23 protein-coding genes and 1 other RNA gene are annotated in these 25,052 nt (G+C 38.1%); 6 read left to right on the top strand and 18 right to left on the bottom strand.

What is annotated here, in order from left to right:
• Positions 1-65: 65 nt before the first annotated feature.
• Genes ACFO5T_RS07130 through ACFO5T_RS07140 form a run of 3 tightly spaced genes read right to left on the bottom strand, consistent with a single transcriptional unit; the run spans position 66 to position 2,908 of the window.
• Positions 66-1,772 (bottom strand): hypothetical protein, encoded by a 1,707-nt coding sequence (locus ACFO5T_RS07130; protein WP_375252801.1) that lies wholly within the window; start codon positions 1,770-1,772, stop codon positions 66-68.
• A 1-nt stretch (position 1,773) separates the two neighbouring features.
• Positions 1,774-2,379, bottom strand: a complete 606-nt coding sequence (locus ACFO5T_RS07135; protein WP_380033212.1) for a hypothetical protein — start codon at positions 2,377-2,379, stop codon at positions 1,774-1,776.
• A complete protein-coding gene (locus ACFO5T_RS07140; protein ID WP_035327995.1) occupies positions 2,363-2,908 on the bottom strand; it encodes an RNA polymerase sigma factor in 546 nt (181 codons plus the stop codon). Before ACFO5T_RS07140 ends, ACFO5T_RS07135 begins: the two co-directional genes overlap by 17 nt.
• 208 nt (positions 2,909-3,116) lie before the next feature.
• On the opposite strand from ACFO5T_RS07140, the gene ACFO5T_RS07145 reads away from it, so the two are divergent.
• The 3 genes from ACFO5T_RS07145 (at position 3,117) to ACFO5T_RS07155 (ending at position 5,213) form a co-directional block, all read left to right on the top strand.
• On the top strand, positions 3,117-3,584 hold the full coding sequence (locus tag ACFO5T_RS07145; protein ID WP_380033215.1) for a DUF2383 domain-containing protein: 468 nt from the start codon (positions 3,117-3,119) through the stop codon (positions 3,582-3,584).
• Between the two features lie 98 nt (positions 3,585-3,682).
• Positions 3,683-4,729, top strand: coding sequence for a methylmalonyl Co-A mutase-associated GTPase MeaB (gene meaB / locus ACFO5T_RS07150; RefSeq protein WP_380033217.1), 1,047 nt, complete (start codon positions 3,683-3,685; stop codon positions 4,727-4,729).
• Positions 4,722-5,213: a hypothetical protein gene (locus ACFO5T_RS07155; protein ID WP_375252501.1), complete on the top strand. Its 492-nt coding sequence runs from the start codon at positions 4,722-4,724 to the stop codon at positions 5,211-5,213. The genes meaB and ACFO5T_RS07155 overlap by 8 nt, the downstream gene beginning before the upstream one ends.
• Here ACFO5T_RS07155 and ACFO5T_RS07160 read toward each other — a convergent pair.
• The 3 genes from ACFO5T_RS07160 to ACFO5T_RS07170 are packed head-to-tail and all read right to left on the bottom strand — an operon-like array spanning position 5,201 to position 7,386.
• Entirely contained in the window at positions 5,201-5,770 is a 570-nt protein-coding gene (locus ACFO5T_RS07160) for a phosphatase PAP2 family protein (RefSeq protein WP_375252500.1), read from the bottom strand. The two genes, ACFO5T_RS07155 and ACFO5T_RS07160, sit on opposite strands and share 13 nt — an antisense overlap.
• A gap of 3 nt (positions 5,771-5,773) precedes the next feature.
• On the bottom strand, positions 5,774-6,004 hold the full coding sequence (locus ACFO5T_RS07165; RefSeq protein WP_038600020.1) for a hypothetical protein: 231 nt from the start codon (positions 6,002-6,004) through the stop codon (positions 5,774-5,776).
• Between the two features lie 35 nt (positions 6,005-6,039).
• The gene (locus ACFO5T_RS07170; RefSeq protein WP_375252502.1) at positions 6,040-7,386 is read right to left on the bottom strand and encodes an MATE family efflux transporter; all 1,347 of its coding nucleotides are present in this window, start codon (positions 7,384-7,386) and stop codon (positions 6,040-6,042) included.
• A 118-nt stretch (positions 7,387-7,504) separates the two neighbouring features.
• On the opposite strand from ACFO5T_RS07170, the gene ACFO5T_RS07175 reads away from it, so the two are divergent.
• On the top strand, positions 7,505-7,879 hold the full coding sequence (locus tag ACFO5T_RS07175; RefSeq protein ID WP_035327979.1) for a hypothetical protein: 375 nt from the start codon (positions 7,505-7,507) through the stop codon (positions 7,877-7,879).
• Positions 7,880-7,884: 5 nt separating this feature from the next.
• Here ACFO5T_RS07175 and ACFO5T_RS07180 read toward each other — a convergent pair whose 3' ends face one another.
• The 9 genes from ACFO5T_RS07180 to ACFO5T_RS07220 all read right to left on the bottom strand — a co-directional run bounded on the left by ACFO5T_RS07180 (position 7,885) and on the right by ACFO5T_RS07220 (position 17,550).
• Positions 7,885-9,312 (bottom strand): M20/M25/M40 family metallo-hydrolase, encoded by a 1,428-nt coding sequence (locus ACFO5T_RS07180; protein ID WP_380033221.1) that lies wholly within the window; start codon positions 9,310-9,312, stop codon positions 7,885-7,887.
• A complete protein-coding gene (locus ACFO5T_RS07185; RefSeq protein WP_380033223.1) occupies positions 9,305-10,183 on the bottom strand; it encodes a PPK2 family polyphosphate kinase in 879 nt (292 codons plus the stop codon). Before ACFO5T_RS07185 ends, ACFO5T_RS07180 begins: the two co-directional genes overlap by 8 nt.
• Before the next feature lie 8 nt (positions 10,184-10,191).
• Positions 10,192-11,355 carry a sigma-54-dependent transcriptional regulator gene (locus tag ACFO5T_RS07190; RefSeq protein ID WP_038600011.1) on the bottom strand — a complete coding sequence of 388 codons (1,164 nt, stop codon included), beginning with the start codon at positions 11,353-11,355 and terminating at the stop codon, positions 10,192-10,194.
• 2 nt (positions 11,356-11,357) lie between these two features.
• Positions 11,358-12,254, bottom strand: a complete 897-nt coding sequence (locus ACFO5T_RS07195; RefSeq protein ID WP_380033225.1) for a DUF6268 family outer membrane beta-barrel protein — start codon at positions 12,252-12,254, stop codon at positions 11,358-11,360.
• Complete coding sequence (locus ACFO5T_RS07200) at positions 12,247-13,239, bottom strand: mechanosensitive ion channel family protein (RefSeq protein ID WP_375252496.1); 993 nt, start codon at positions 13,237-13,239, stop codon at positions 12,247-12,249. Before ACFO5T_RS07200 ends, ACFO5T_RS07195 begins: the two co-directional genes overlap by 8 nt.
• Positions 13,224-14,528 carry an ABC transporter permease gene (locus tag ACFO5T_RS07205; RefSeq protein WP_380033227.1) on the bottom strand — a complete coding sequence of 435 codons (1,305 nt, stop codon included), beginning with the start codon at positions 14,526-14,528 and terminating at the stop codon, positions 13,224-13,226. The genes ACFO5T_RS07200 and ACFO5T_RS07205 overlap by 16 nt, the downstream gene beginning before the upstream one ends.
• Positions 14,525-15,463 (bottom strand): ABC transporter ATP-binding protein, encoded by a 939-nt coding sequence (locus tag ACFO5T_RS07210; RefSeq protein ID WP_375252494.1) that lies wholly within the window; start codon positions 15,461-15,463, stop codon positions 14,525-14,527. Before ACFO5T_RS07210 ends, ACFO5T_RS07205 begins: the two co-directional genes overlap by 4 nt.
• Positions 15,464-15,763: 300 nt before the next feature.
• Positions 15,764-16,891 (bottom strand): molecular chaperone DnaJ, encoded by a 1,128-nt coding sequence (gene dnaJ, locus ACFO5T_RS07215; RefSeq protein ID WP_375252493.1) that lies wholly within the window; start codon positions 16,889-16,891, stop codon positions 15,764-15,766.
• 83 nt (positions 16,892-16,974) lie between these two features.
• Positions 16,975-17,550: a nucleotide exchange factor GrpE gene (locus ACFO5T_RS07220; protein WP_380033230.1), complete on the bottom strand. Its 576-nt coding sequence runs from the start codon at positions 17,548-17,550 to the stop codon at positions 16,975-16,977.
• A gap of 245 nt (positions 17,551-17,795) precedes the next feature.
• Here ACFO5T_RS07220 and ACFO5T_RS07225 point away from each other — a divergent pair, with 245 nt between their 5' ends.
• Positions 17,796-18,461 (top strand): YceI family protein, encoded by a 666-nt coding sequence (locus tag ACFO5T_RS07225; protein ID WP_035327961.1) that lies wholly within the window; start codon positions 17,796-17,798, stop codon positions 18,459-18,461.
• 48 nt (positions 18,462-18,509) lie between these two features.
• On the opposite strand, the gene ACFO5T_RS07230 is transcribed toward ACFO5T_RS07225, so the two are convergent.
• Positions 18,510-19,430, bottom strand: coding sequence for a TIGR01777 family oxidoreductase (locus ACFO5T_RS07230; RefSeq protein ID WP_380033233.1), 921 nt, complete (start codon positions 19,428-19,430; stop codon positions 18,510-18,512).
• Positions 19,431-19,517: 87 nt separating this feature from the next.
• A complete protein-coding gene (locus ACFO5T_RS07235) occupies positions 19,518-20,723 on the bottom strand; it encodes an NAD(P)-dependent oxidoreductase (protein ID WP_380033235.1) in 1,206 nt (401 codons plus the stop codon).
• Positions 20,724-20,896: 173 nt separating this feature from the next.
• On the opposite strand from ACFO5T_RS07235, the gene ssrA reads away from it, so the two are divergent.
• Positions 20,897-21,296, top strand: a transfer-messenger RNA (tmRNA) gene (gene ssrA / locus ACFO5T_RS07240).
• A gap of 83 nt (positions 21,297-21,379) precedes the next feature.
• Here the strand turns inward: ssrA and ACFO5T_RS07245 are convergent.
• On the bottom strand, positions 21,380-25,009 hold the full coding sequence (locus tag ACFO5T_RS07245) for a PAS domain S-box protein (RefSeq protein WP_380033237.1): 3,630 nt from the start codon (positions 25,007-25,009) through the stop codon (positions 21,380-21,382).
• Positions 25,010-25,052: the final 43 nt, after the last annotated feature.

The raw sequence follows: 25,052 nt of genomic DNA on the forward strand, positions 1-25,052 counted from the left end.
ACAACTTCAATACAAAACACAAAAAGCAGCCATAGCTGCACAATAAATTAGTATGTAATCCCTGTTTATTGCAATACTACGTCGCTATACTTAGCATTAATCGTAATGGTATTACCAGTACTTCTAGATTTATGAAACCCATTTACCATCTCTGTAGATCCGTTTTTCATAGACTGTGTCTCGAGTTGCTTAGGGATAAAGAAGTCATTATGATCACCACTGTAACTAAAGTTAAATGCCGCCTGCGGTAATTTTAAAGCGAGGTCGCTATTTTCTAAAAATAAAGTAAGCGTCCCAAAGTTATCACTTACTTGAGGAATTGATAACTTACCAAATGACCCAGATATCATACCAGAACCATCTAGACGATTAATGTGTACGTTACTAGAGTTAGACGTTACTTTAATGTCTGTAGCTATGTTTATATCACAATCTTTAACGTGATTAGTCACGAGAGTTCCTTTGTTCCAGTTTGTGATGGTTACCGGGCTGTAAGAAACATCGATGGAGGTGTTTCCTCCATCGATGGTTGTGGCAGCAAGGCTACCGTGTGAGATAACCGCTTTTGCATTATAAGCATCTGCCATTTTTACTTTACCGTAACGTACATTAAGATCTAGCTCTGCACGTTTAGGCATTTTTATGATAATAACACGTTTTACATTTCGGTTAGACTTTTTTGATGAGGCCTTATCAGAATCATAATTAAGGCTGTAGTGACTACTTCTATTTCCGTTTTCATCTCTTGTATGCGTTTCTTCCCACTCACCTTCGTGCTCTTCTGCCCATTTTTCCATTTTCTTGCCGAAGTTTTCTCCCCACTTCTCCATATCTTTTCCAAAAGACTCTCCCCACTTCTCCATAGACTTTCCGAAGTTTTCACCAAAGTTTTCGCCCCACTTCTCCATAGATTTACCAAAGTTCTCACCCCAGTCTTCCATTCTCTCTCCAAAATCTTCTCCCCAGGCCTCAACATCTTCAAGCCAGCTATCTACCTCACGTACACTTACTCTCGTACCGTACTTTCGGTTTAACTTATTTACGTAAGCTTGCTTGTCTTTTTCGTACTCATCACTGTCAAAAGTGATATTTCCTTTGCTATTAAAAGGCCATTTTGGGATGCCAGATTGCTCTATAAGGCGCTCGCTCCAGTCTTCAGATTTTTGCTCTGCTTCTTTCTCCCACTTCTCCATTTTACGCTCAAACTCAGGGCCAAAACTCTTATCCATCTCACGCTCCCATCGCTTTATGTAAGCTCTACCTTCTCTTTTATATGCCTCGTGGTCAAATTTCATTTTTCCCATTTCTTCATAATACTCATCTGGAAGTCTTGCTCCAGAGATACCTTCTAGTAACGGCCCTACAAGGCCATTCATCACAGGCTCAACAATACTAAGTGACTGCCCTATAATTTCTCCAAGATCAAGATCTAGGTGTACATTATCAAGATCGCTTAGATTATACACTTTTACATCTCCATAACCTCCTTTACTTGTAACTCGTACCTGGTTACTATTACCACTCACGTCAAGATCCCAAGACCTTGCTGCTTCACTTGCATTTTCTCCCTCTACATAAGCCTCTATTGAGACTTCATTTTTGTTCCAAGTTTCAAAAATCACATCTGCATAACGTGTGTCTACATCTATCTGCACGTCTTTGTTTACAGAAAACCGCTCGTTTAATTTTGTTTTTTTAGCCTGCGCAAATACGCTCCCTGATGCTACAAATAGTAACATCATCACTGGCCATAATATCTTATACTGTTTCATCTTATACCGTTTGAATGGCTGCTTCATGTTGAGCAGCGTTTTTCATTTCTTTAAGTTTTGCTTTGAGCTTTATCATAAGCTCCACACGCAATTTTAAGTTTTCTATCATTGCGTTTACCATCTCTTCACTTACACCACTTTCGGTAATCTCACGATTGAGACTTTTATACTCTGCATCAAGATCTGATAGCTGCTTCATAAAGGCATCTATAAGCTCCTTGTTATCATCTGTTATCTCAAGGCGGGCAATCTCTAGGTTTACACTAGCGAGGTAGTAATCTTCTACTTTTTTAAATTCTGGTGATATAGCACTTAATAAGATTTCTGGTTCTACCGTTTCTGTATTTTCTGGAGTAGATTGTACTATGGGTGCGTCTTCCGCTTTCGCGAAAGCGTTATTATACACCATCATTACAATAGCACCAGCTACAATAAGTACGGCTGCTATCTTCATCCATAAAAATATACCGCCTTTAGGCTTAGAAGATTTCTGCTCTTCTGGCATACGCTCTTCAAGTAATTGCTCAAAACGTGATAAGTGGCCTTCTCGCAGCTGCTCTTGCTCACCGCTCTCGCTCTTGATAAGCTCTCTAATATCCTGTGCCATAATTAAGGGTCTTTAAGTGTTGTTGAAGCTTCTTCTTACCGCGGTGCACCAGCGTTCTAGAAGCGACTTCTGTAATCTGTAATATCTCTGAGATCTCCTGGTGATCGTATCCCTCTATTAAGAATAGCATAAGAGGATACTCATATCGCTCAGGAAGCTCACTGATGGTTTTCTTAATGTGGTCTACGGTTACCCCGTCTGCCACATTCCAATCATTATCATCATCTACCTTGCCCATTACTTCCTCATTAAGTGGGATAAGTGTTGCTTTTTTTGCCTTGATCATATCGAGACTTTTATTAATCACGATGCGCTTAAGCCAGGCTCCAAAGGTGACTTCTCCCGTAAACTGATGAAGCTTTGCAAAGGCATTTATAAAGCCCTCGTGCATTGCCTCTTCTGCCTCAAATGCATTTTTCAAAAATCTAAAGGCTACACAATACATACCATCACAGTATTTATTGTACAGCTGCAGCTGTGCCTTTCTATCATTTGCCTTGCATTTTTGTATGAGATCACTAACTAGCAAAATGGATGGTTGGTTTTGATTGGTTTATTATTGCTATTCTTCTTAAAGACGAGGTCTTTTTTGCAATGTTGCAAAAAGTTTTATTTTTTTGAGTTAACAGCCCATTAAGATACTATTAGATTATAAATAAACTATTCATAAATTTTAAGTAATAATGAAGTAAGACTATTTTAAATACTGCGTCTAGTCTATATTTGAAGCTCAGTATATGAATCACCTCGATATTGCATATGAAAATCTTAACGACCTGCTAGACGAATGTTTCTGGGCAGAGCGTCGCTATTTTAATGCTGCAGAAGAAATTGAGATTACAGAGTACAAAAGATTTCTAGCTAAGGAAAGTGTAAGCCGTAATAAGTTTTGTCACAAGATAGTATCCCGAATGGCAGAAGAAGGTATCACGCCAAACAGGCTAGATATTGTAAAGGGTAGTGCAGATCGTGACTGGCTAGATGTAATAGCTGCTATGGAGCATAAAACACCTACAAACATTGTGGGCGCTTGTATGATTCAAGACGAGATGGTACTCATACTCCTCAAACGTCTTATAGATGACAGCTGGTTACCCGTACATATACTAGAAGTGCTTGTACCTATGGAGTTCCAGATAAAGCAATCACACGCAGATCTTGCAAAGCTTAAAGCCAAGGTTAAAAAGAAGTACAAAGACTTATAACTCTAGTTTTACTTCTTTACACTTGGCAGTTCTTTTAGGGATAAAACGCAACTCTTAAACTCATATAATTATGAAGAAAGTAGTAATTTGGTACTTCTGTGAGTAAAGATGCTACACATATCAACAAGAGTATTAATCCTGCGTTTTACAAGACTCGTAAAAGGCAAAAAACTATAAATACTCAAGAACTAGCAACTGCTATTGCTCAAGGAGATATCACGGCACTCTCTCAAGGCATCACTCTCATTGAGAGCACTGTACAATCACATCAAGATAAAGGACAACAACTTATAGAAGCTTGTCTAAGTAAGGCTAATAAATCTGTAAGGATAGGTATTACTGGCGTGCCTGGCGTGGGCAAGAGTACTTTTATAGAAACCTTTGGCAACTATCTTACCTCACAAGGACATAAAGTTGCCGTACTAGCGGTAGACCCTACAAGCTCAGTCTCCCACGGTAGTATACTAGGTGATAAAACTAGAATGTATACACTTGCTCAAAACCCTAATGCTTATATACGTCCCAGCGCCTCAGGAAAATCACTGGGAGGTGTAGCTCGTAAAACTAGAGAGGCCATCATCCTTTGTGAGGCTGCAGGTTATAACGTGATTATAATCGAAACGGTGGGTGTAGGTCAGAGCGAGACCATCGTACACTCTATGGTAGACTTCTTTTTGCTACTCAAACTAGCTGGGGCTGGTGATGAGTTACAAGGCATTAAAAGAGGTATTATTGAGATGGCAGATGCCATTGTGATCAATAAAGCAGACGGTGGCAACACAAAAGCTGCAAAGCTGGCTAAGACCGCTTTCGCGAAAGCGTTACATCTCTTCCCTCCTAAACCCAGTAACTGGACACCAAAGGTTACAACCTGTAGCGCGCTAGAAAACACGGGGATTCAAGAAGTATGGCAACTCATATCTGATTATACCACAACAACAAAAAACTCAACTTTCTTTGAAACTAAAAGAGCTGAGCAAAATAAATTCTGGCTACTACAAACTATAGAAAATAAGCTCAAAGACGCCTTTTATGCAAATGAGAAGGTGGTAGGTAAACTAGATGTTGTCTTATCTAAAGTAGCTCTGGGAGAGGTTTCTCCATTTATAGCCGCACAGCAACTATTAAAACTCGCTAATGAATAAGATAATACTTATAGTTCTCTGTCTGATAGTAATCACAGCTTGTAAATCTTCATTTGAACCTATTGCTATTAAAGAAAACCAGCTGTCACAAGAAAGTAAAGACATTGCTCATAATGCTGCACTTTTTTACTTTAACCACTGTAAATCACCACAAGATCAAAAACTACTAAAGGAATGGTTAGATGGTCCTAAAGTAAGTAATGGATTAAGTAAAGGGCTCTCTGTAAAAAAAATAGAATGTACTTGTGAATTGATAAATAAAGACTTTGGCAAGCTAGAGAATCTAGAATTAGGGAAGATATATGGCAATGGTCATTCTGTTGTAATGTACAATTATAAAGCCACCTATAGCAAGCTTACAGAGCCAGCAAAAATATCTATATACCTAGATTTCCGCAACATTCTTAATGGTGTGAGTATACGTAAGGAGTATAAAGATACTTATACACCATTTACCCCTGGTAAAGAGTGTCAAGATCTCTGACCATATTTCACAATCAAAAACTGCTGTAATTTATAAAGACCATAGCCTATCGCTGCTCCTATAATCCACCCAGTAAGGACATCACCAGGATAATGTACTCCCACATAAATGCGACTATAACCCACTACTGCAGACCAAAAAAGTAAAAAGAAAATCAAATTCTTATAACTACGCCTAAGCGCTAGACCTGCAAAAACGGCAACAGCCATACTATTACCAGCGTGTGCAGAATAATATCCATAACGACCACAGCGCTCTGCAATGTATCTTATGGTAGCTTCAAAAGCGGCAACTCTACACGGTCTTGGTCTCATAAAACCGTGCTTAAAAGCATTTGCAAGCTGGTCCACCCCAGTAATGAGTAATGCTACACATACCACAGTAATGAGTGTACCCTTTATCCCGTACTGCTTGTAAATAAAGAAAAGTAAGAGCGCATATAAGGGTATAGAGCTAAGCTTATTTGTTACAATAAGCCAGAACTGATCCCAGGTGGTACTACCCAGACCGTTTAAGAACAAAAAAAGCTCTTGATCATACTGTACGAGTTGCTCCATTACCTACTCGTTCTCAAATTTTTCCATTTCGGCGTCGTACCACTCTGTAGCTTCTTTTATAGCATTTTCGGTCTCTGAGGCAAGCTCATCTTCGTCTTGACGGTCAAACTCTTCAAACCACTCTATCTCATCAATAGTGAGGTCTATTATAAAACGAGGAAACTCTGTATGAATCACAAAAATATGATCAGAAAAATCTGAATTATCACCTAGTAAAAACTTTGGTACTGTCATAATTATCTATTTATATATCTCTTGTTATGGTGCGGTTACACCCCACTTATCAACTTTTTACTAAGGTAGTTAAATCTAAAATATAGCATTGTGGCAGATGCTGTGAGCCCTACCAGTAGCCCTACCCAGATGCCTTGAACACCCATTTGCGCCTCTTTTCCAAAATACCACATCACCGGGAAGCCTATTACCCAGTAAGCTATAAAACATATCACCGTAGGGATATTTACATCTTGTAAACCTCTTAACGCACCTAGAATTGTAACTTGTACTCCATCACTGAGCTGAAACAATGCTGCGACAACAAGTAATTGTGCCGCCATAAAAATCACCTCCGGATTATCTATATAAAAAGGAGGTAACCAGTCTTTGAGCACTATAAAACCTACAGCAAAGACCGCCTCGATAAGGAAACAAAGTATAAAGATAGAAAAAGCGATACGTCTCAAGTTTGGATAATCCCTTTTCCCCTTTTGGTTTCCTACACGTATGGTACCAGTGACTCCCAGCCCTACAGCTATCATAAATGTCATAGACGCAAGGTTAAGCGCAATTTGATTTGCCGCCTGGGCATTAGTCCCCAGAATTCCAGATAAGAAAATAGCCGCCGTAAACACACCTACTTCAAAAAGCATTTGTAAAGCTGTGGGAAAACCTAATTTTATAAGTGTTTTAAACTCGCTAAGCTGTATGTGACTTGCACCATCCCAGAAAAAGTAAGATTTAAATTTACGTTTTCGAGAAAGCATAAAAATGAGCAGCCCCAGCATAAAAAATCGTGATATGAGTGTTCCCCAGGCAGCCCCCTCAACCTCAAGCCTTGGGAAAATCCAAATCCCGTAAATGAGCACATAGTTAAATAAGACATTTATAATATTTGCAAGTATAGTAGCATACATCGCATATTTAGTTTGTGACAATCCATCTGCAAACTGCTTAAAAGCTTGAAAAATCATAAGCGGAATCATAGACAACGCTACAATCTCAAGGTACGGTATCGCAAGCGCTACCACCTCTGGCGGTTGATCTAGCATATACAAAACCGGCTTTGCAATAAGCAAGGTTACAAAAAGCAACACACCGTTTACAGCACACATAATCACCCCGTGGTGAAAGTGCAATCGCCCCTTCTCTATATTACCCTGACCATCTGCCTCTGCCACAAGTGGCGTAATGGCAAAAGAGAAACCTATACCTATAGAGAGTGCTATAAATACGAGACTATTACCCAGACTTACTGCTGCCAGTTGTGCGGCACCTAGCTGTCCTACCATCAAGTTATCTGCAAGAGCTACAAGTATATGACCCAGCTGCCCCAGCATTATAGGAAATGCTATTTTAAGGTTTGTGCCAAATTCTTTTGTGTAGTCTGAAAACTGCATTGGGTTGGTTTTTTACGCTTTCACGAAAGCGCAAAAATACTTCATCCATAAACAAAGACCGAGTAGTTTAATAGCAAATTCTTATCTTAAGGCAGTAATCACATTGTACATCTCACCTATGCTCACTAACCCTATAGAAATAGACCTAGCTTTAAGAACACTTATTAAAGCACACGAAGACAAGCTACAACTCAGAAAAGACGACAGCGCAGGTCTTGAGGCGGCGGGAACTATACCCACAATGCAAGGCAAACAAAAAGTAGATGGTCATTACTTTGCAAGTGTGATACCTAAACCCAAAGACTGCAGACTTTACTTCTTCCCTATTTATACAGATGTTGCGGCTTTTACAGACCTAGACCCTGCGCTTAAAAAATGTCTTAAGGGCAAGAGTTGTTTTCATATAAAAAAAATGGACGCCTCGCTAGAAGCATCCATTAGTGATATGATAGATAAAGGGATTGCCATTTATCAAGAAAAAGGCATTATCTAAAACCCTTATTGCTTTATGGGTGCCTGTATTAATTTGGCAGGCTTTTGAATATAATTATCCATTAAGTACACTAGACTTGTCATAGTTGCTGCGCCTAGTTCTAGTTCTCGTTTATTTACCGCATCAAAAGTATCATTTGCTGCGTGATGATGGTCAAAATAACGTTGCGAGTCTGGTCGTAATCCAGCTAGTACAATGCCATCATTTGTAGCTTTAAGTGGACCAATATCTGCACCACTACCTCCTCTTGTAAAGTCGTGTATGAGGTAAGGCTCAAAAAGCGATTTCCAGCTTAGTACTTCATTATAATTACGATCATCTGTATCAAATGAGAAGCCTCTAGGTGTAAACCCACCTGAGTCACTCTCTAGTGCAAAGATGTGTTGCTCACCTTTTGCCTTAGCTTCTTCTGCATATTTTCTGCCGCCACGTAAACCGTTTTCTTCATTCATAAATAATACCACGCGTATGCTATGCTTAGGCTTATATCCTACAGCCTTCATAAGTCGTAACACTTCCATACTCTGTACAACTCCTGCACCATCATCGTGAGAGCCATCTCCTAGATCCCAAGAGTCTAGATGACCACCTATAACCATATATTTATTAGGAAATTCACTCCCGGTTATCTCACCTATCACATTGTACGACTCAACTTCTCCCATATTTTTACAAGACATCTTGTAAAAGAATTTTAACTCTGGATTGAGCTTTAAAGATGTACTTAACAGGTTTGCCCCTTTTGTACTTATGGCAGCTGCAGGTATACGTTTTGACGCAGGTAAATCTCCATAAGACATAGACCCCGTATGTGGGTAATCATCTATACTGTGCGTAACAGATCTTACTATCACTCCCACTGCTCCTAGCTTCGCAGCCTCCATAGCTCCTGCATATCGCTGGTCTACACAACCACCATACGCTTGAAAGGTGCGTATAAGCTCATCATTCATAGGGCGATTATAAAAAACTATTTTACCCTTTACATTTTCTTCTCCTAGTGCTTTGAGCTCTTCTATGCCCATTACCTCTACTACGTTTGCTCTAAGTCCTACAGACTTAGTCGCCACAGATCCTCCTAGTGCGCAAATAGGCACAGAGGTTATGCGTGCATTTTCTCCTTCTATATGTGCTCTTTCTGCCTCGCCGCGTATCCACTTAGGTACCATTACTGGTTGTAACCATACTTTGTCAAGGCCTGCTTTTTCAAGTTCGGCTTTTGTCCAGGTTACGGCTCTTTCGGCACCTAGACTTCCGCTTAGGCGAGAGCCTATGTCATTAGAGAGGTGATCTAGCCACTGGTAGCTCTGCCCTTTTGTTAATGCTTCTGTATAGATGTTACGTACGGTGATTGAGTCGTTTTGCGCTTTCGCGAAAGCGGAAACCCCCACCACCAAAGCAACCGTAAAGATATTTTTGAGTACTTTATTCATTTTCTAACTGTTCTTTGTATGCTGAAAGATTTGCTTTTGTTTTATCATCTAGTTCTGGCTCTTGTATATCTTCATATTGCGAGAGTGTCTCTAGTAGAATGCTTGCAACTGCTAGACGAGCAGCGGGTTTATTATCTGCAGGGATAACGTACCACGGTGCCTTATCTGTGGAGGTGCGGTTTATAGCATCTTCATAATAAGTTTGATAGGTACCCCATAGCTTGCGCTCTTTGAGGTCGCCGGCAGAAAATTTCCAATTTTTTTCTTTTTTCTCCAGACGACGTAGCAGTCTATTTTTTTGTTCACCTTTTGACAAATGCATAAAGAACTTATAGATAAGTGTCCCGTTTTCTACAAGATGCTTTTCAAAGTTTTTGATTTGCTCAAAGCGCTTATCCCAGAAAGCGTCATTTACATCTTCTACCGTGTGGACATCTGGTAGGTTTTCACCTAGAATATACTCGGGATGTACACGCGTGACTAGTACATTTTCATAATGTGTGCGATTGTGCACGCCAAATTTTCCTCTCTGAGGTAGTGCGATATAGTGACGCCACAGGTAATCGTGACCCAGCTCAAGATCTGTAGGTACTTTAAAGCTCTGTACCTCAACACCACGAGCATTAAAGTCTTTAAAGACTTCTCTTATAAGGCTGTCCTTACCAGAAGTATCCATACCCTGTAAACATACTAGTACCGCATACTTATCGTGTGCGTACATTGTGTCTTGAAGTTTACCGAGCTGCTTGCGTACTTTTTTGAGTTTTTTCTCTAGTTCTTTTTCTTCTTGATCTTGAAAAAGCGTCGTGCTCTTATCTGAAAGTTTTACGGGCGCTGTTACCTTAAATGTGTTGTAATCCATATCACTCATACCATCTGTTATTTACTTGCAAATAGTTTTACATCTCCCTCTGTGACCTCTGGACCACTTAAGATAATAAGACGCTCAACCACGTTGCGCAATTCTCGTATATTACCTGTCCAGTCATAAGCTTTTAAAAGGTCTATGGCTTTGCTTGAAAAAGTTTTAAGCGCGGTGCCCTGCTCTTGTGAGATCTTCTTTGCAAAATGTGCTATAAGGATAGGAATATCGTTACGACGGTCATTAAGTGCAGGTACTTTGATTAGTATAACCGCAAGCCTGTGATATAAATCTTCTCTAAAGTTTCCATCTGCAATTTCTTGCTTTAGGTTTTTATTAGTCGCTGCTACTACGCGCACGTCTACTTTAATGTCTTTATCACTACCTACTCGCTGCACTCTACTTTCTTGTAGTGCTCTTAGTACTTTGGCTTGTGCAGATAGGCTCATATCGCCTATCTCATCAAGAAATATGGTACCTCCATTTGCTGCTTCAAATTTTCCTGCGCGATCTTTATTTGCACTTGTAAAAGCTCCTTTTACGTGGCCAAAAAGTTCACTTTCTATAAGCTCAGATGGTATCGCAGCACAATTTACCTCTACGAGTGGTCCTTTAGAACGTTCACTTTTTTCGTGTAGCCAGTGCGCCACAAGTTCTTTACCTGTTCCATTGGGTCCTGTAATGAGCACGCGGGCATCTGTAGGAGCCACCTTCTCAATCATCGCTTTAATCTGCCCTATTTCTTCACTCTCACCTACCATCTCGTACTTTTTGCTCACTTTCTTTTTGAGCTTTATATTTTCTACCACGAGCGTTTTGCGGTCTAGTGCGTTGCGCACGGTATTAAGTAATCTATTGAGGTCTGGTGGTTTTGATATATAATCAAAAGCGCCCAGGCGCATTGTGTTTACAGCCGTATCAAGATCACCGTGACCAGAGATCATTACCATAGGCACTTCTGGCTTGAGTTTACGAGCAGCCTCTAGTACCTCAACACCATCCATTTTTGGCATTTTAATATCACAAAGTACAAGGTCATAATCTTCTTCTCGAATTTTATTTATACCCTCTAGGCCATCTCCAGCTTCTTCTACCTGATAGTCCTTACTCTCTTCAGATAATATCTTGGTAAGAACGCGTCTTATCGCAGCCTCATCTTCTATAATTAAAATCTTTGCCATTATTATAATTTAAATTTTATTCCAGAACGACCATAAAAGGTGTTCTTATCATTTATTGTAAAAACGTCATTACGATCTCCATCACGTAGTCGTATGTCGTTTATAACAGTGTGTCCAGCATAAAAATAAAACACTAGATGTTTTGTAAAGCAATATTCATACCCTAATCCAAAAAGGGCTACCGTCATAGAGATACTCTCTGCTGTTTCAAACTCCCCTTCTGGTATATTTACTTCTACATTATCTTGAATGTTTGCATAAAAACCATCCAGACTTAAAAAACTCTGAATGATATGCTCTCTGTTTTTACCAAAATAGCGTTTTATATTAGACTTAGGCACCCCTAAGGTAAACGACCAGTCTGGATGAAACTCACGATAGTAATTTACAAAAGGTAATGGAAACGGTCTACCCGACTCTGTATCATATCTCCCACCTATAATAAGTCTCCACGGTTTATCAAGACCATCTTTAGTTTTATCATTAATAAAATATACTGCCCCAGTGTGTACTACATCACTGCTAGAAAAGGTTTCTGTAGTAAAGTTTGAAGTAATTCTTGAACCTATCTTTGCACCTAAACGCCACTTGTCATTCAGCTTTTGTGTATAGCCTAGCGAAAAACTAAAAGATTGAAATCTGTCTAGGTCCTTGCGACTAAAAGGAGTAACATCTTCAAATTTTAAATTTACATTTCGGTACTCAAAACCTGGCACTAAATAAACATCTTCTTTAAGTTTTACAGGTACGTTTATGAATGATCTAAACCTCCTAAAAGAATTATCTGAATCACTCTGTGGGAAATAGGTATACTCTACTCTTGCCAAATCTGTCAACTGTGCGCTCACTGTCCCTGTAAACAATAATAAAGCAATAATAAATCTGGCAGTTTTACTCATTTATAGTATCATTTTTTGGAAGTGAATTATTATCCTCAGATTTCTCCTTTGGCACAAACACTGGTCTATCAGTATTAAAAAGATGTAAATCGCGCTGCGGGAATGGGATGGTAATTCCGCTTTCGCGAAAGCGGTCATCTATCGCATATCGTAAAGCACTTTTTATTCTAGGATCTACAAAGCTGTCCCTCACACAGAAATAGAGTCCAAAATCTAGCGAACTATCTCCAAAATTTTCAAAAAGTACAAAAGGTTTAGGATGTTTTAAAATATCCGGGTGCTCTGTTGCACACTCCAGTAATATCTTTTCTACCGCTCTGGTATCGCTACCGTATGCAACACCTACTTTTACGTTTTCTCTAGTAGTTTTATGGTTCTGGGTATAGTTATATACGGTGTCTGTAATAAACTTGTGATTAGGTATTATAATGACTTTATCATCTCTAGTAAGAGCTCTAGTGGTGCGCAGTTTTATTTCAAAAACTCTACCTACACGACCATCCATCTCAATAATATCACCTGCCGAAATTGATTTATCTACCATTATCAAAATCCCGCCTATTACATCTTGAAAGACTTCTTGTAAAGCAAGACCCAGACCTACAAATAAAGCTGCAGAGGCTGTAAGCAACACCGTTATATCAATACCAGAAGCACTCATCGTTGCAAGTACTACCACTATATAGGCAATGTATTTTATAAATTTAAAAACACTTACAAACTTGAGCTTGTCATCACCTTCCATTCTACGTGTCATTAAAACACGCACCCACTTAAGCACAATACTTGTGAGTATAAATGCAATGATAAGAACAATGAGATGCCCTACGGTAAAGCCTATATGATTAGGTTCTTTACCTAGACTTATAAGTTCAAAACTAAGCCACTCTTTTATTGTGCCCCAGATGTCTTCTTCTATAATATCTTTTACCTTATCTACCGTTTCTTCTTGTAGATAGAGAAGTATCGCTAGTATTTTAACCATTTTATTAAATCTTTATAAGTAGGCTTTTTTCCATACATAAGGATCCCTACTCGGTATATTTTTGATCCAAACCACACTGTAAAAATAAAGGTGGCTATAAGTAATGTTATGGATAATATAATTTGCCATAGTGGCACTTCAAAGGGTATGCGCATTAACATCACAATAGGTGATGTAAGCGGTATAATAGAAAATACTGTTGCTACCGTACCGTGAGGATTATCTATTACTGCAAAAAAGCCTACATATATAGCCAGCATAAGTGGCATAATAATAGGCAGCATAAACTGCTGTGTATCTGTCTCATTATCTACCGCTGCGCCTATAGCCGCATAAATAGAACTGTATAAAAAGTACCCGCCTATAAAATAAATAAAGAAGCCACCCACTAGCTGTAGCAAAGGTAATTTTTGAATCTCTTGTAATAACTCTATCATCATATTAGGATCTTGAGCTATCTCTTGAGCTTGTGATGCTGCAGGATTTACAGAGGTTGCCGCAGATGGGTCTACCCCAAAAACTGCTGTAAGAACCACCAGTAATACCCCACCTACTAGAACCCATATAGCAAACTGCGTGATGCCCGCCAGTGTTGTACCTAGTATTTTACCTAGCATAAGCTGGAAGGGCTTTACAGAAGAGATAATTACCTCTATAATTCTATTGGTCTTTTCTTCTATAACAGAGCGCATTACCATATTACCATATATAATAATAAACATCATAAGAAGATACCCCGCAGCACCGCCAAAACCTGCTTTCACCCAGTTGCTCATCTTTGAGCTAGACTCACCAGAGAAGTTTTCTATACTAATATCTATCGTGCTTTTTGCAGTCTCTAGTGCCGTGAGGTTTATACCTTGTGCAACTAAGTTTTGATCTGTAATTCTTTTTTCGATGCGCTTTTCTATATCTCCTATAAAGTCATATGAGGGCGTTTCATTACCATAAAACGTAACCGGATTTGTAGCCGTTTCTGGGTTTTTTGAGATATGAATGAGGCCATAATAAACATCATCTTTTGCAACTTCTTTACCGGCATCAAGCCCTTGATCACTTAGGTTTACATAGCTTGTCTTATCTGTATTAAAAAATACAGTTTCAAATTGTCCAGACTCATCAACCACTACAATTGTGCGTTTATCTTCACTATTGAGCTGCGTTAAATAAGAGATAAGCAGTATCATACCTACCAAAATAAGCGGACTCAGAAAAGTCATTATCAAGAATGACTTATTTCTTACTCGTGCGATATACTCTCGCTTTATTATTAAAGAAAGGATGCTCATTTGTTCTGACTAACGGTTTGAATAAAAATATCGTTTACACTCGGGATCACTTCTACAAAGTGTGTTACTTGTCCATACGTTTGTAAGGTGCTTAATAGTTCGTTTGGACTACCATTATCACCCATTTCAACTCGCAATTTATGCTCATTACCTAAGCTCTTAAACTGTGCAGGAGTAACTTTAAAAGAAGATGCTAGTTGTTGTTGCGCTTTCGCGAAAGCGGTCTCATCTACCACCTGCACCCCTATATCAAACGTATTGTTTTGATATGCTCTCTTTATGGTGTTAATCTCACCATCCAAAATCTTGTTAGACTTATTTATGAGTGCAATATGATCACACAGCTCCTCCACAGACTCCATACGGTGTGTACTAAAGATTACTGTTGCACCCTCATCTCTAAGTTGTAAAATCTCGTCTTTAATAAGGTTTGCATTTATAGGATCAAAACCACTGAATGGCTCGTCAAAAATGAGCAATTTAGGCTGGTGCATTACGGTTACCACAAACTGTATTTTTTGAGCTTGTCCCTTAGATAGTTCTTGTATTTTTTTACCCCACCAGTCGCCTATCTCAAGTTTTTCAAACCAGTGCTTTGCTCTTGTTTTTGCTTCGGCCTTAGACATTCCCTTAAGCTGTGCGAGATAGAGTACTTGCTCTCCTACCTTCATAGATTTATACAAACCACGCTCTTCTGGCATATAGCCTATATCACGTATATGATGTTGTTGTAAAGGTTCTCCTCCTAAGGTCACACTACCAGTATCTGGCATTGTAATCTGGTTTATGATGCGTATAAGTGTCGTTTTACCAGCTCCATTAGGACCTAAAAGCCCAAAAATACTTCCCTCTGGTACGGTAATAGACACATCGTTAAGTGCAGTAAAGTCTCCAAACTTTTTTGAAACCGTATCTGCTACAAGTAGTGAATTCATATAAAGACGTTAATCAAGCTAAGATAGGGATATGACCTGAGTGACGTATGCGTGTTGTGTATATTTTAGGAAAATTATAAACCCGCAGATGTGAGAATAATTAAACAACGCTCACCTATGCGTAATTACTTAATTACAAAACGTCTTAAAAGCAAAACCCACCCTAGGCGTAAGCTCAGGATGGGAAAAAAAATTGCTATGAAAAAGAAAAATAACGTCAAACATTGTTTAACGTTATTCAAATATAACTTTTTTTTATGAACCCAATTAATTTGGTTTCATAAAATTTGAAAACAGCTGTTAAGAGAACATATCTTTTACCTTCTCAAAGAATGATTTATCACCTGTTTCTGGATTTGGTGAGAAGTTATCATCGGTAGCCATTTTTTCAAAAAACTGCTTTTGTTCTTTATTAAGAGTTTTAGGTGTCCACACATTTACGTGTACAAGTAAATCTCCTTTACCATATCCATTTATAGAAGGGATACCTTTACCTCGTAAACGTAATATCTTACCACTCTGTACACCCTCTTCTATTTTGATACGCACTTTACCGGTTACAGTATCTATCTCTTTTGATGTACCAAGTACGGCCTCACTTATACTTATATAGAGGTCGTAGTGTAAATTATCTCCTTCTCTTTGTAAAAAGTCGTGATCTTTTTCTTCTATTGCTACAAGTAAATCTCCAGCGATTCCATTACCTGGAGCTTCATTACCTTTACCCGTCACTTTGAGCTGCATACCATCTACTACTCCAGCTGGTATTTTGATACTTACTGTTTCCTCATCTACAATGAGTCCTTGAGCATCTGCTCCAGCAGGACGCTTGTCTATCATCTGTCCTGATCCACCACAAGTAGTACAAGGTGCACTAGTTTGCATACGACCTAAGATAGTATTCTGGATTTTTGTTACTTGTCCAGCACCATTACAGGTTGTACAGGTTTTATATGATACACCAGCTGCTTGCTTCTTACGCTTTACCTTGATTTTTTTCTCTACGCCGTTTGCTATTTCTTCTAGTGTGAGCTTCACTCGTATACGAAGGTTACTTCCTTTCACACGACGCTGACCGCCGCCAAAGCCTCCACCAAAACCAGAGAAACCACCTCCGCCACCGCCAAAAGCGCCGCCAAAGATATCTCCAAACTGGCTAAAAATATCATCCATATTCATCCCGCCACCGCCGAAGCCGCCGCCGCCTTCAAAGGCTTGATGACCATATTGATCATAGCGAGCACGTTTTTGCTCATCACTTAATACCTCATAAGCCTCTGCCGCTTTCTTAAAGTTTGCCTCTGCAGTTTCATCACCTGGGTTTTTATCAGGGTGATACTGTACCGCCTTCTTACGGTATGCTTTCTTTATCTCTGCTGCAGTAGCTCCTTTTGAGATACCTAATATGTCGTAAAAATCTTCTTTCATAATAAAAACTCAGTAAGACTGAGCACTCTTAAATCATTAAGGACGGTAGATGCTCATCTACACTTTTCCTTGTACTACTTATATTACTGTCCTGTAACTACCTTAGGAAACCGGATGATTTTATCTCCAAGTTTATACCCCTTCTCTATCACATCTACAATTTTACCCTTGAGCTTCTTGCTAGGTGCAGGTATTTGAGTAATAGCCTCGTGCTGATCTGCATCAAAAGCATCTCCAGCCTTTACTTCCATTTCTTCAAGCCCTTTAGACTTAAGTGTCTCCTTAAATTTATTGCTTATAAGGGTCATACCTTTTATGTGTACATCATCCTTATCTCCTTTAAACTCATTAAGCGCTCTATCAAAATCATCTACCACGGGTAATAAAGCTTGTATTACCTCTTGACCTGCAGTTTTATACAATTCAATACGTTCTTTTGTAGTGCGTCGTTTATAGTTTTCAAACTCTGCAAATAAGCGTAAAAACTTATCTTTCTCGGCAGCAAGATCATCTTGAGCAACTTCTAGCTCAGTACGCTCATCTTTAGGAGCCTCATTTTCGGCTTCTTTAGTCTCATTTGCCTGCTCTGCCTCGTTTACAAGCTGCTCTTGAGCAGCCTCGTCTACTGTAGTATCTTGTTTTTTATCTTCTGTTGCCATAGTGGTCTTAAATCAATTTTTTACTGAAATGGCAAAAGTACTGCCAATTGATGTAAAATGTCAAAATGTCATTGCTTTTTTAGTGCTATAAAAACAGTCTGAGTCAATCCACCTTCCCTCTTTAAAAATGCTCATTTCCAACTTTACCAAAAACTTATTTACATTAATATGATGTATTTATGAAATTATTAAGAAGACGACTATTAATAAATGTTAATTTTGCAGTTCACTAAATATATATCAAAATGAAAAAACAAATTTTAAATACTCTTGCAGTAATTGCTCTTATAGCAGGAACTGTGTCTTGTAAAGGAGACAAAACAAACGAAACTGAGGCTACCGAAGCTAAAGAAGTTGCAACCGTAGCAGATGCTATGAAATTTACTGTAGACACTAGTGCGTCTACTATAGACTGGGTAGGTAGCAAGCCAACAGAAAATCACACGGGTACTATAAACATTGAGAGTGGTGTTGTAAAAGTGGCTGGAGACAAAATTACAGGTACCTTCTTAATAGATATGACTAGTATTACTGTTACAGATCTAGAAGGTGATGGTAAAGCATCATTAGAAGGACACCTTAAAGGACAGGCTGAGGGTAAAGAAGATCACTTCTTTAATGTGGCAAAATATCCTACAGCAGCTTTTGAAGTAACTGGAGTTACAGAAAAAGAAGGGAAGAAAATGATGCAAGGTAACCTTACGATAAGAGATCAAAAGAAGAACATTGAGTTCCCTGTAACTTATAGCGTAGATGGAGCAAATATGACACTTACAAGTGAGCCATTTACAATAGACCGTACAAACTGGGGAGTAAATTATGGATCAAAATCAATCTTTGATAACTTAGGAGATAAGTTTATCTCTGATGATATCCAGCTTACTGTAAAACTTCAAGCGACTAAAGCATAAGTTAAATAAGCTATATAATTAAAAAGCCACTCTATCGAGTGGCTTTTTTTATGCGAGCAAGTCTGCTACTGCACTATCTATATCACTGTATTTAAATTTATAACCGTCTTCTTGTATTTTAAGGGCACTTACCTTCTGGCTTTCTAAAACCACCGCAGCCATATCGCCCAGCATAAGCTTAAGGGCAAACGCAGGTACTTTAGGAAGTATAAGTGGTTTACCTAACTCATCTGCCACCACTTCTGTAAACTTTTTATTGGTTACTGGTGAGGGTGCAACGCCGTTATAAACGCCAGATAATTTGTTTTCATAAATGTGATAATATATACCAGCCATATCATCTATATGTATCCACGATTGCCATTGTTTACCAGTACCTAACGGCGCACCTACTCCATAAGAAATAGGCTTCATAAGTTTAGGTAATGCACCTGCTTCTTTATCAAGTATTACCCCTGTGCGTACTCTAGAGGTCATAACATCTATTTTTTGAAACTCCAGTGCAGCTATCTCCCATTGTTCCACCACCTGACCCAAAAAGCCAGAAGCATATTCAGGGTAAGACTCATCATATAGTTTTGTAAAAGAAGACGGATACCCTCCTATAGCACTTGCAGTAATAAAATGCTTTACGTTAACTGTCTCGCCATTTTTACGCTTTCGCGAAAGCGTACTATAAAGTAACCTTGTAGTTACAACCCGGCTTTCAAAGATAGCTTTCCTATTTTCTACAGACCAGCGCTGGGCAATCGTAGCTCCAGCAAGATGAAAAATAGTATCTACACCTTCAAAACAGGCATCATCAATCTCATCTGTTTTTGTATTCCAGTAAAATCCTTTGTAATTATTTTTTGATTGTATTTTATCTTTTGATGTTGTTAGATAGTTAACATCAATTCCATTATTGTGACATAATTCTGTTAGGGCTGTCCCCACTAATCCCGTAGCACCTGTGATTAAAACTTTCATCTAATTATTTTGCATTCAGCAACTAAAGATACGAACGGCACCAAAGTATAGGTCCACATATGTAAGAAAATTATGCCATTTTTAACACTATTCCTTACCATCTACATAATCCTGAAGATAAGCATAGCGTGGTGTAAGCTTACCATATTGTGTCATACGAGCGCGCTCAAGTATACCATCTTTATCACCGTTAAAAAACGCAGGAATGACGTGTTCTAAAAATAATTCACCAAAACCTTCACTAGCATCCTTAGGTAACTCACAAGGAAGATTATCTACCGCCATCACAGCTATCACGCTCTTATTCTTATAGTTATCTTCTTTCTCAGTATGTGGATTGTACCCATAAAAAGGCTCAGCAATAGTAGATGGTCTTATGGTGCTTGCCACGGGGCCATCTATATCACAAGATATGTCTGCAACTAGGTTGATTTTAAAATCTAGGTGTTTTGCGTCTTCTCGTGTAAATAAGTAAGGGGCTCCATCTCCATAAAAATGACCCGCTATAAAGTAGTCTGTAACTTTTGCATACTTCATAAAATCGCTCTCATAACCAGAAGGATCTTTATAAAACTCTGCTCTGCTACCTGGCTGTCCATCTGTTCTTTTATTATACTCTAGTACATCTATGAGGCAATATACTGGCTCTGTAAATTCTTGACTTAAGTATTCTTGATCTGTCACCTCTCTTATCTTAAGGTGATCTAGTATTTCTTTTGCGCCTCTAGCTACTTTACCACTTCCAGAAAGACAAATTTTTATGGCAGATACTGAGATTTTATCAAGTTCTGCTTTTACGGCATTAAGATCTGCTAGGTTCTCTACTTTAGGAAGCGCAAATAGGTTATCGCGTTGTCCAAGTAATCTAAAACCGTTGTAAGCGCCTACTAGTCCTGCATAACGGCCAAAACCTATAAGACGTGCTCCATTTGCTCTAGTAATAACCTCGTGATCATACATCTCGATATTTTTATCAAGAATAGCCTTGAGCAACTTGCGGTTATAAGGCTGCTTTTTTATGGTGTGACTAAAAAAGAAATACTTTTTACCAGGTATTAAAGCATCAAGAGGCACTTCCTTCACTCCTATCATTACATCTGCATCTGTAATATCTTCCTCTACATCAAAACCATTTATAGTGTATGCCATATCTGGAAAGACGCGTATGTCTGACTCTTCTACTACAAAACTTGCATCTTCAAACTGCTCTCGTGCTTCGGCTAGTTTTTCTGGTGAGAAAACAACTCTTCTGTCTGGTGGATTCTTACGTTCTGTGATGATGGCAAATTTCATAATGTGTGTGAAGTTTTGGCAGGGTATATTGTTGGTATAGCTTTTGCATTTTATTAAGAGCAAATATAAGGTTTAGTGCTATATTTGCTATTCCGCTTTCGCGAAAGCGTACAAGAGAACTTATAATGTTTACAGCTTATGAGTTAAGGAGTACCTGTGAGAGTGATACTACTGGGGTCGACTGGTTTTGACAGCGAGATCAATGGTATTGTAAGCGTGTCGAGCGCTGGAAAATAGCTCGTAAATCTCATATTTCAACTTTTTTAAACGGCGAGAATAACTACGCCCTAGCTGCATAATCTGAATTATAGTAAGATTACGCCTCGGTCTACAAGGTAGACAAGCAGGAAGTCACTCGAGAGCCTTGGTTTACGGCAATCGATATAGTGACTTCGTAAAAGTAAACCTATCTCTTGTAGGGCTTTGATGCGAGAGAGAAACTTGATTGAAGATAAGGGGTGCGTTGGTAGTCACTGACCGGCAATCTCACGAAAATCTAAACAGAGACTACACACGTAGAAAGCAGTAACATTGCTTGTTTGGACGAGGGTTCGAATCCCTCCGACTCCACAATTAAACCCCGTAACACTAGTGTTTATGGGGTTTTTTATTTTTAGGTGACAAATAATACGTTGACAATTTATGACGCTATGAGTTTACGTTGCTATTTTTAAGTGCTTGTTTATTGTGCTTATGAGTTGCGAAGTAGATATAGGTTTTGATACATAGTCAGTAAAGCCAGCATTGAGCATTTTTTCTTTATCACCAGACATAGCGAGACCGGTCTGGGCAATTACTTTTATTTGTTTATTTGTTTTCCTTATCTCTACTAGAGCTTCGTTACCATCCATCTCTGGCATATTTATGTCCATTAATACTAGATCTAGTGAGGGGTTTTCATTAACAATTTTTACGGCCTCCTTTCCATTAATAGCCCGTATAACGGTACAGTTATAATTAGAAAGACAAGCTTTTATGTAAAGAAAACTCAAATTATCATCTTCGGCTACTAAAATTGTAAAATCACCATTTTCCAAAGTTGTTTCATTAGGGTCATTTACAATAGTAACCTTATCTGCTACTTGTTTATAAGGAATTGTAAAATAAAATATTGATCCTTCACCTGTTTTTGATTCTATCCATACAGATCCATTCAAAATTTTAATTAGACCTTTTACAATAGATAAACCTAATCCTACACCTAGATTATGAGTTTGCTCTCTCTTACCCTGCGTAAATCGGTCAAAGATGTTTTTTTGTTCTTCTTCGTCTATTCCTATTCCAGAATCTTTAACATAGAATTGTAGTATTTCTTCTTTTAAAGTGTAGCCAAATTCTATAGAGCCCTCCTTTGTAAATTTTATTGCGTTTTCGAGCAGGTTAGATAATATTTGAACGAGTTTATTTTCATCAGTTTCTATAGCGCTGTCTGTATCTGATAGCCCCTTATTAACTTCAAGTTTAATATTTGTACCTTCTAGTTTTAATTGATATTTTGAATATAAATCATCAATAAGGGTATTGAGATTAAGGTGAGAATTTTCAATATTTATGATGTTAGACTCTATCTTAGAGATATCAACAATGTTAGAGATAAAGCTCAAAAGACGGTGTCCTTCTTTTTCTAAAAGTTCTAGATAAATATCCTTTTTTTCTTCAGATATGTTTTTTCTCCTTAGTAATTCCGAAAAGCCTAAAATACCATTCATTGGGGTGCGCATCTCGTGGCTTAAATTTGCAAGAAAAGCAGACTTTAACCTATCACTCTCTTCGGCTTTCTCTTTGGCGCGTATAAGTTCACAAGATAATTTCTTTTGCTCGGTTATATCTTGATTAGTTCCCGCAAGGTTTATTACTTTTCCATCCTCTCCCATCACAGGCTGACATATTGCTCTTATAGTCTTTTGTGGACGATTAGAAATACAAATTCTATACTCTATATTATATGGCTCTCCTACTGTTATTGCTTTGTCTACAGCATTTTTAAGAAGTTCCATATCATCTGGATGTACTCTCTCCACTACGCTTTCATAATCTGGTAATTTCTTTCCATAGTCAAAACCCCAAATATTATACATTTCTTTAGACCATTCCATCTTCATACCAGATGGTCTCACTAGCCAACTACCAATTTTTGCGAGGGCTTGAGCATCACTGAGATCATTTTCCGTTTTATCTAATAATAGTTTGGCTTTAAGTTTATCCTTTTCATTTTGTCGCTGTTCTGTTATATCAATAAAGACCGTAACTATCTCTGTAATTTCTCCTACATCATTAAGTACGGGAAAACCATTAAGAGTTGTCCATTTTACCTCATTATCATTATCACCTAGAAGCCCGATAATTTGGTTATTTATAGACTCTTTAGTTTTTGATATTTTATTTACGGGATATTCTGATAATGCTAGTGGTGACTTATCTAAATTTATAAGTTTAGGATTGACGTAACGAAGCGCCATTTCTTGCATACCTTCTTGGTCTATACTCAATATTTCTGAAGCCCTATCATTGCATTGTACTATTGAAGTATCTGGGGCGTGTACCACAACGCCAGCTTCTAGGTTTTGCATTAAAATTCTAAAACGTCGTTCGTTTGCCTCGGCACGTTCCTTTGCCTCTTTTATTATGGTTTCTGTCTTAAAACGCTCTGTAATATCGTGTATAACACCTACTATAAAAACTTCACCTTCATTATCTATAAAGCGTGTCTTTCTAGTAGAAATTCTTTGTGTCTCTCCACCTCGTATAGTAATAGACTCTTCATTTATACTCTCTATACCATCGCGTATAAGCTTTCTGTCAATCTCTAAAAAAGCATCCCTTTCCTCTTTTGTTACGTCTTCTGCAAGAGTTTTACCTATAATATCTAATCTATCAAAACCAAAAAGCTTGCAAAATGCATCATTAACTACAAGGAGTCTACTTTGATCATCTTTTACAAAAACAGGGTCACCTATATTATCAATAATATTATTAAAATGGTTTTTACTTTTCTCAGCTTCTTCCTTTGCTCTTATAAGTTCTTGATCTAAGAGTTTTTGTTCGGTAATATCTTGACCTGTTCCTTTTAAGCTTACTACGGTTCCATCAAGACCCATTACTGGCTCACATATGCCTCTCACTACTTTTTGTGTTCCATCTGGAAGACATACTTTATGCTCAATATCATAAGGAATTGCAGAGTCTATAGCTCTTTGTACAGAAACATTCCATAACTCTAAATCTTCAGGGTGTACGCGTTCAATAAGCTGTTCATAATGAGGAGCTCCTTGGGCAGGATCAAAACCCCAGATAGAAAACATAGCATTAGACCATTCTATTTTTCGTGTGGAGATATCAAATAACCAGCTACCTACTTTTGCAAGAGTTTGTGCTGCTTTTAAGTCATTTTCTATATTCTTAATATCAGTAACATCTTGTGTTACTCCAAAAACTTTTCCGTTTTCAACTTCTATCGCTAGATGATTTAAATGTCTTATCTCACTATTAGATCTTAAAATACTAAATTTAAAAGGCTTCATACCTTTACCTTTGTAAAGCCCTCTAATGATATCATTTACTTTTTCTCTATCTTCCTTTACAACAAATTGCCCCACATTCAGGCTTGTAAGCTCCATCTCTCCTCTCTTCAGCCCAAAAATATTAAGCATTTCATCAGACCAGTAAACAGCACCGGTTTTCCAATCCCACTCCCAGCTGCCTATTTTCCCAATTTTTTGAGCCTGTTGTAAATTTAATATCGATTTTTTCTTGGCATTCTCTGCCTCCTTAAGCGCACTTATGTCTTGTATAGTAACTGGAACCGTTTTTTGCTCAAATAAATTTTGCGGTAGGTTAAGAGATATCATAGCCGCAAACTCATCTCCTTTGAGCGTTTTGTAATTTACTTCTGATGAAAATGCTTTCTCATTGTTCCAAATAGCAACTATAAGATTTACAAACACTTTAGTCGCTCCTTCGCCAAATGTGCGTTGTATATTATCTAAAAAATCTTGTTTACTACTTGCTTTAAAAAGCTTTAAAGTAGCCTCATTAACACTATTAATCTTCAAGCTTTGTAATAATAAGAACAACGTATCGGGATTTTCCTTTAAGTACTCCCTTATATCAGAAATTTTATGTGTTCTTATTCTTTCTATTTCTTTATACACCAAGGTAAAATCTTCATTCCATATAGATATGGTAGAATTATCAAAGAGCGTCTTATAACTCTGTTCTCTCTCAGATTTTAAAACCGCTATCTCCCTTTCTAATTCTTGGTACGTAGGCTTCTTATCTAACGTCATACTTTTTATAGCTTTAGCCATATCATTCTCCCCATTTACACAG

Origin of the sequence: Dokdonia genika, assembly GCF_042652845.1 — a bacterium.
Lineage (GTDB): Bacteria > Bacteroidota > Bacteroidia > Flavobacteriales > Flavobacteriaceae > Dokdonia > Dokdonia donghaensis.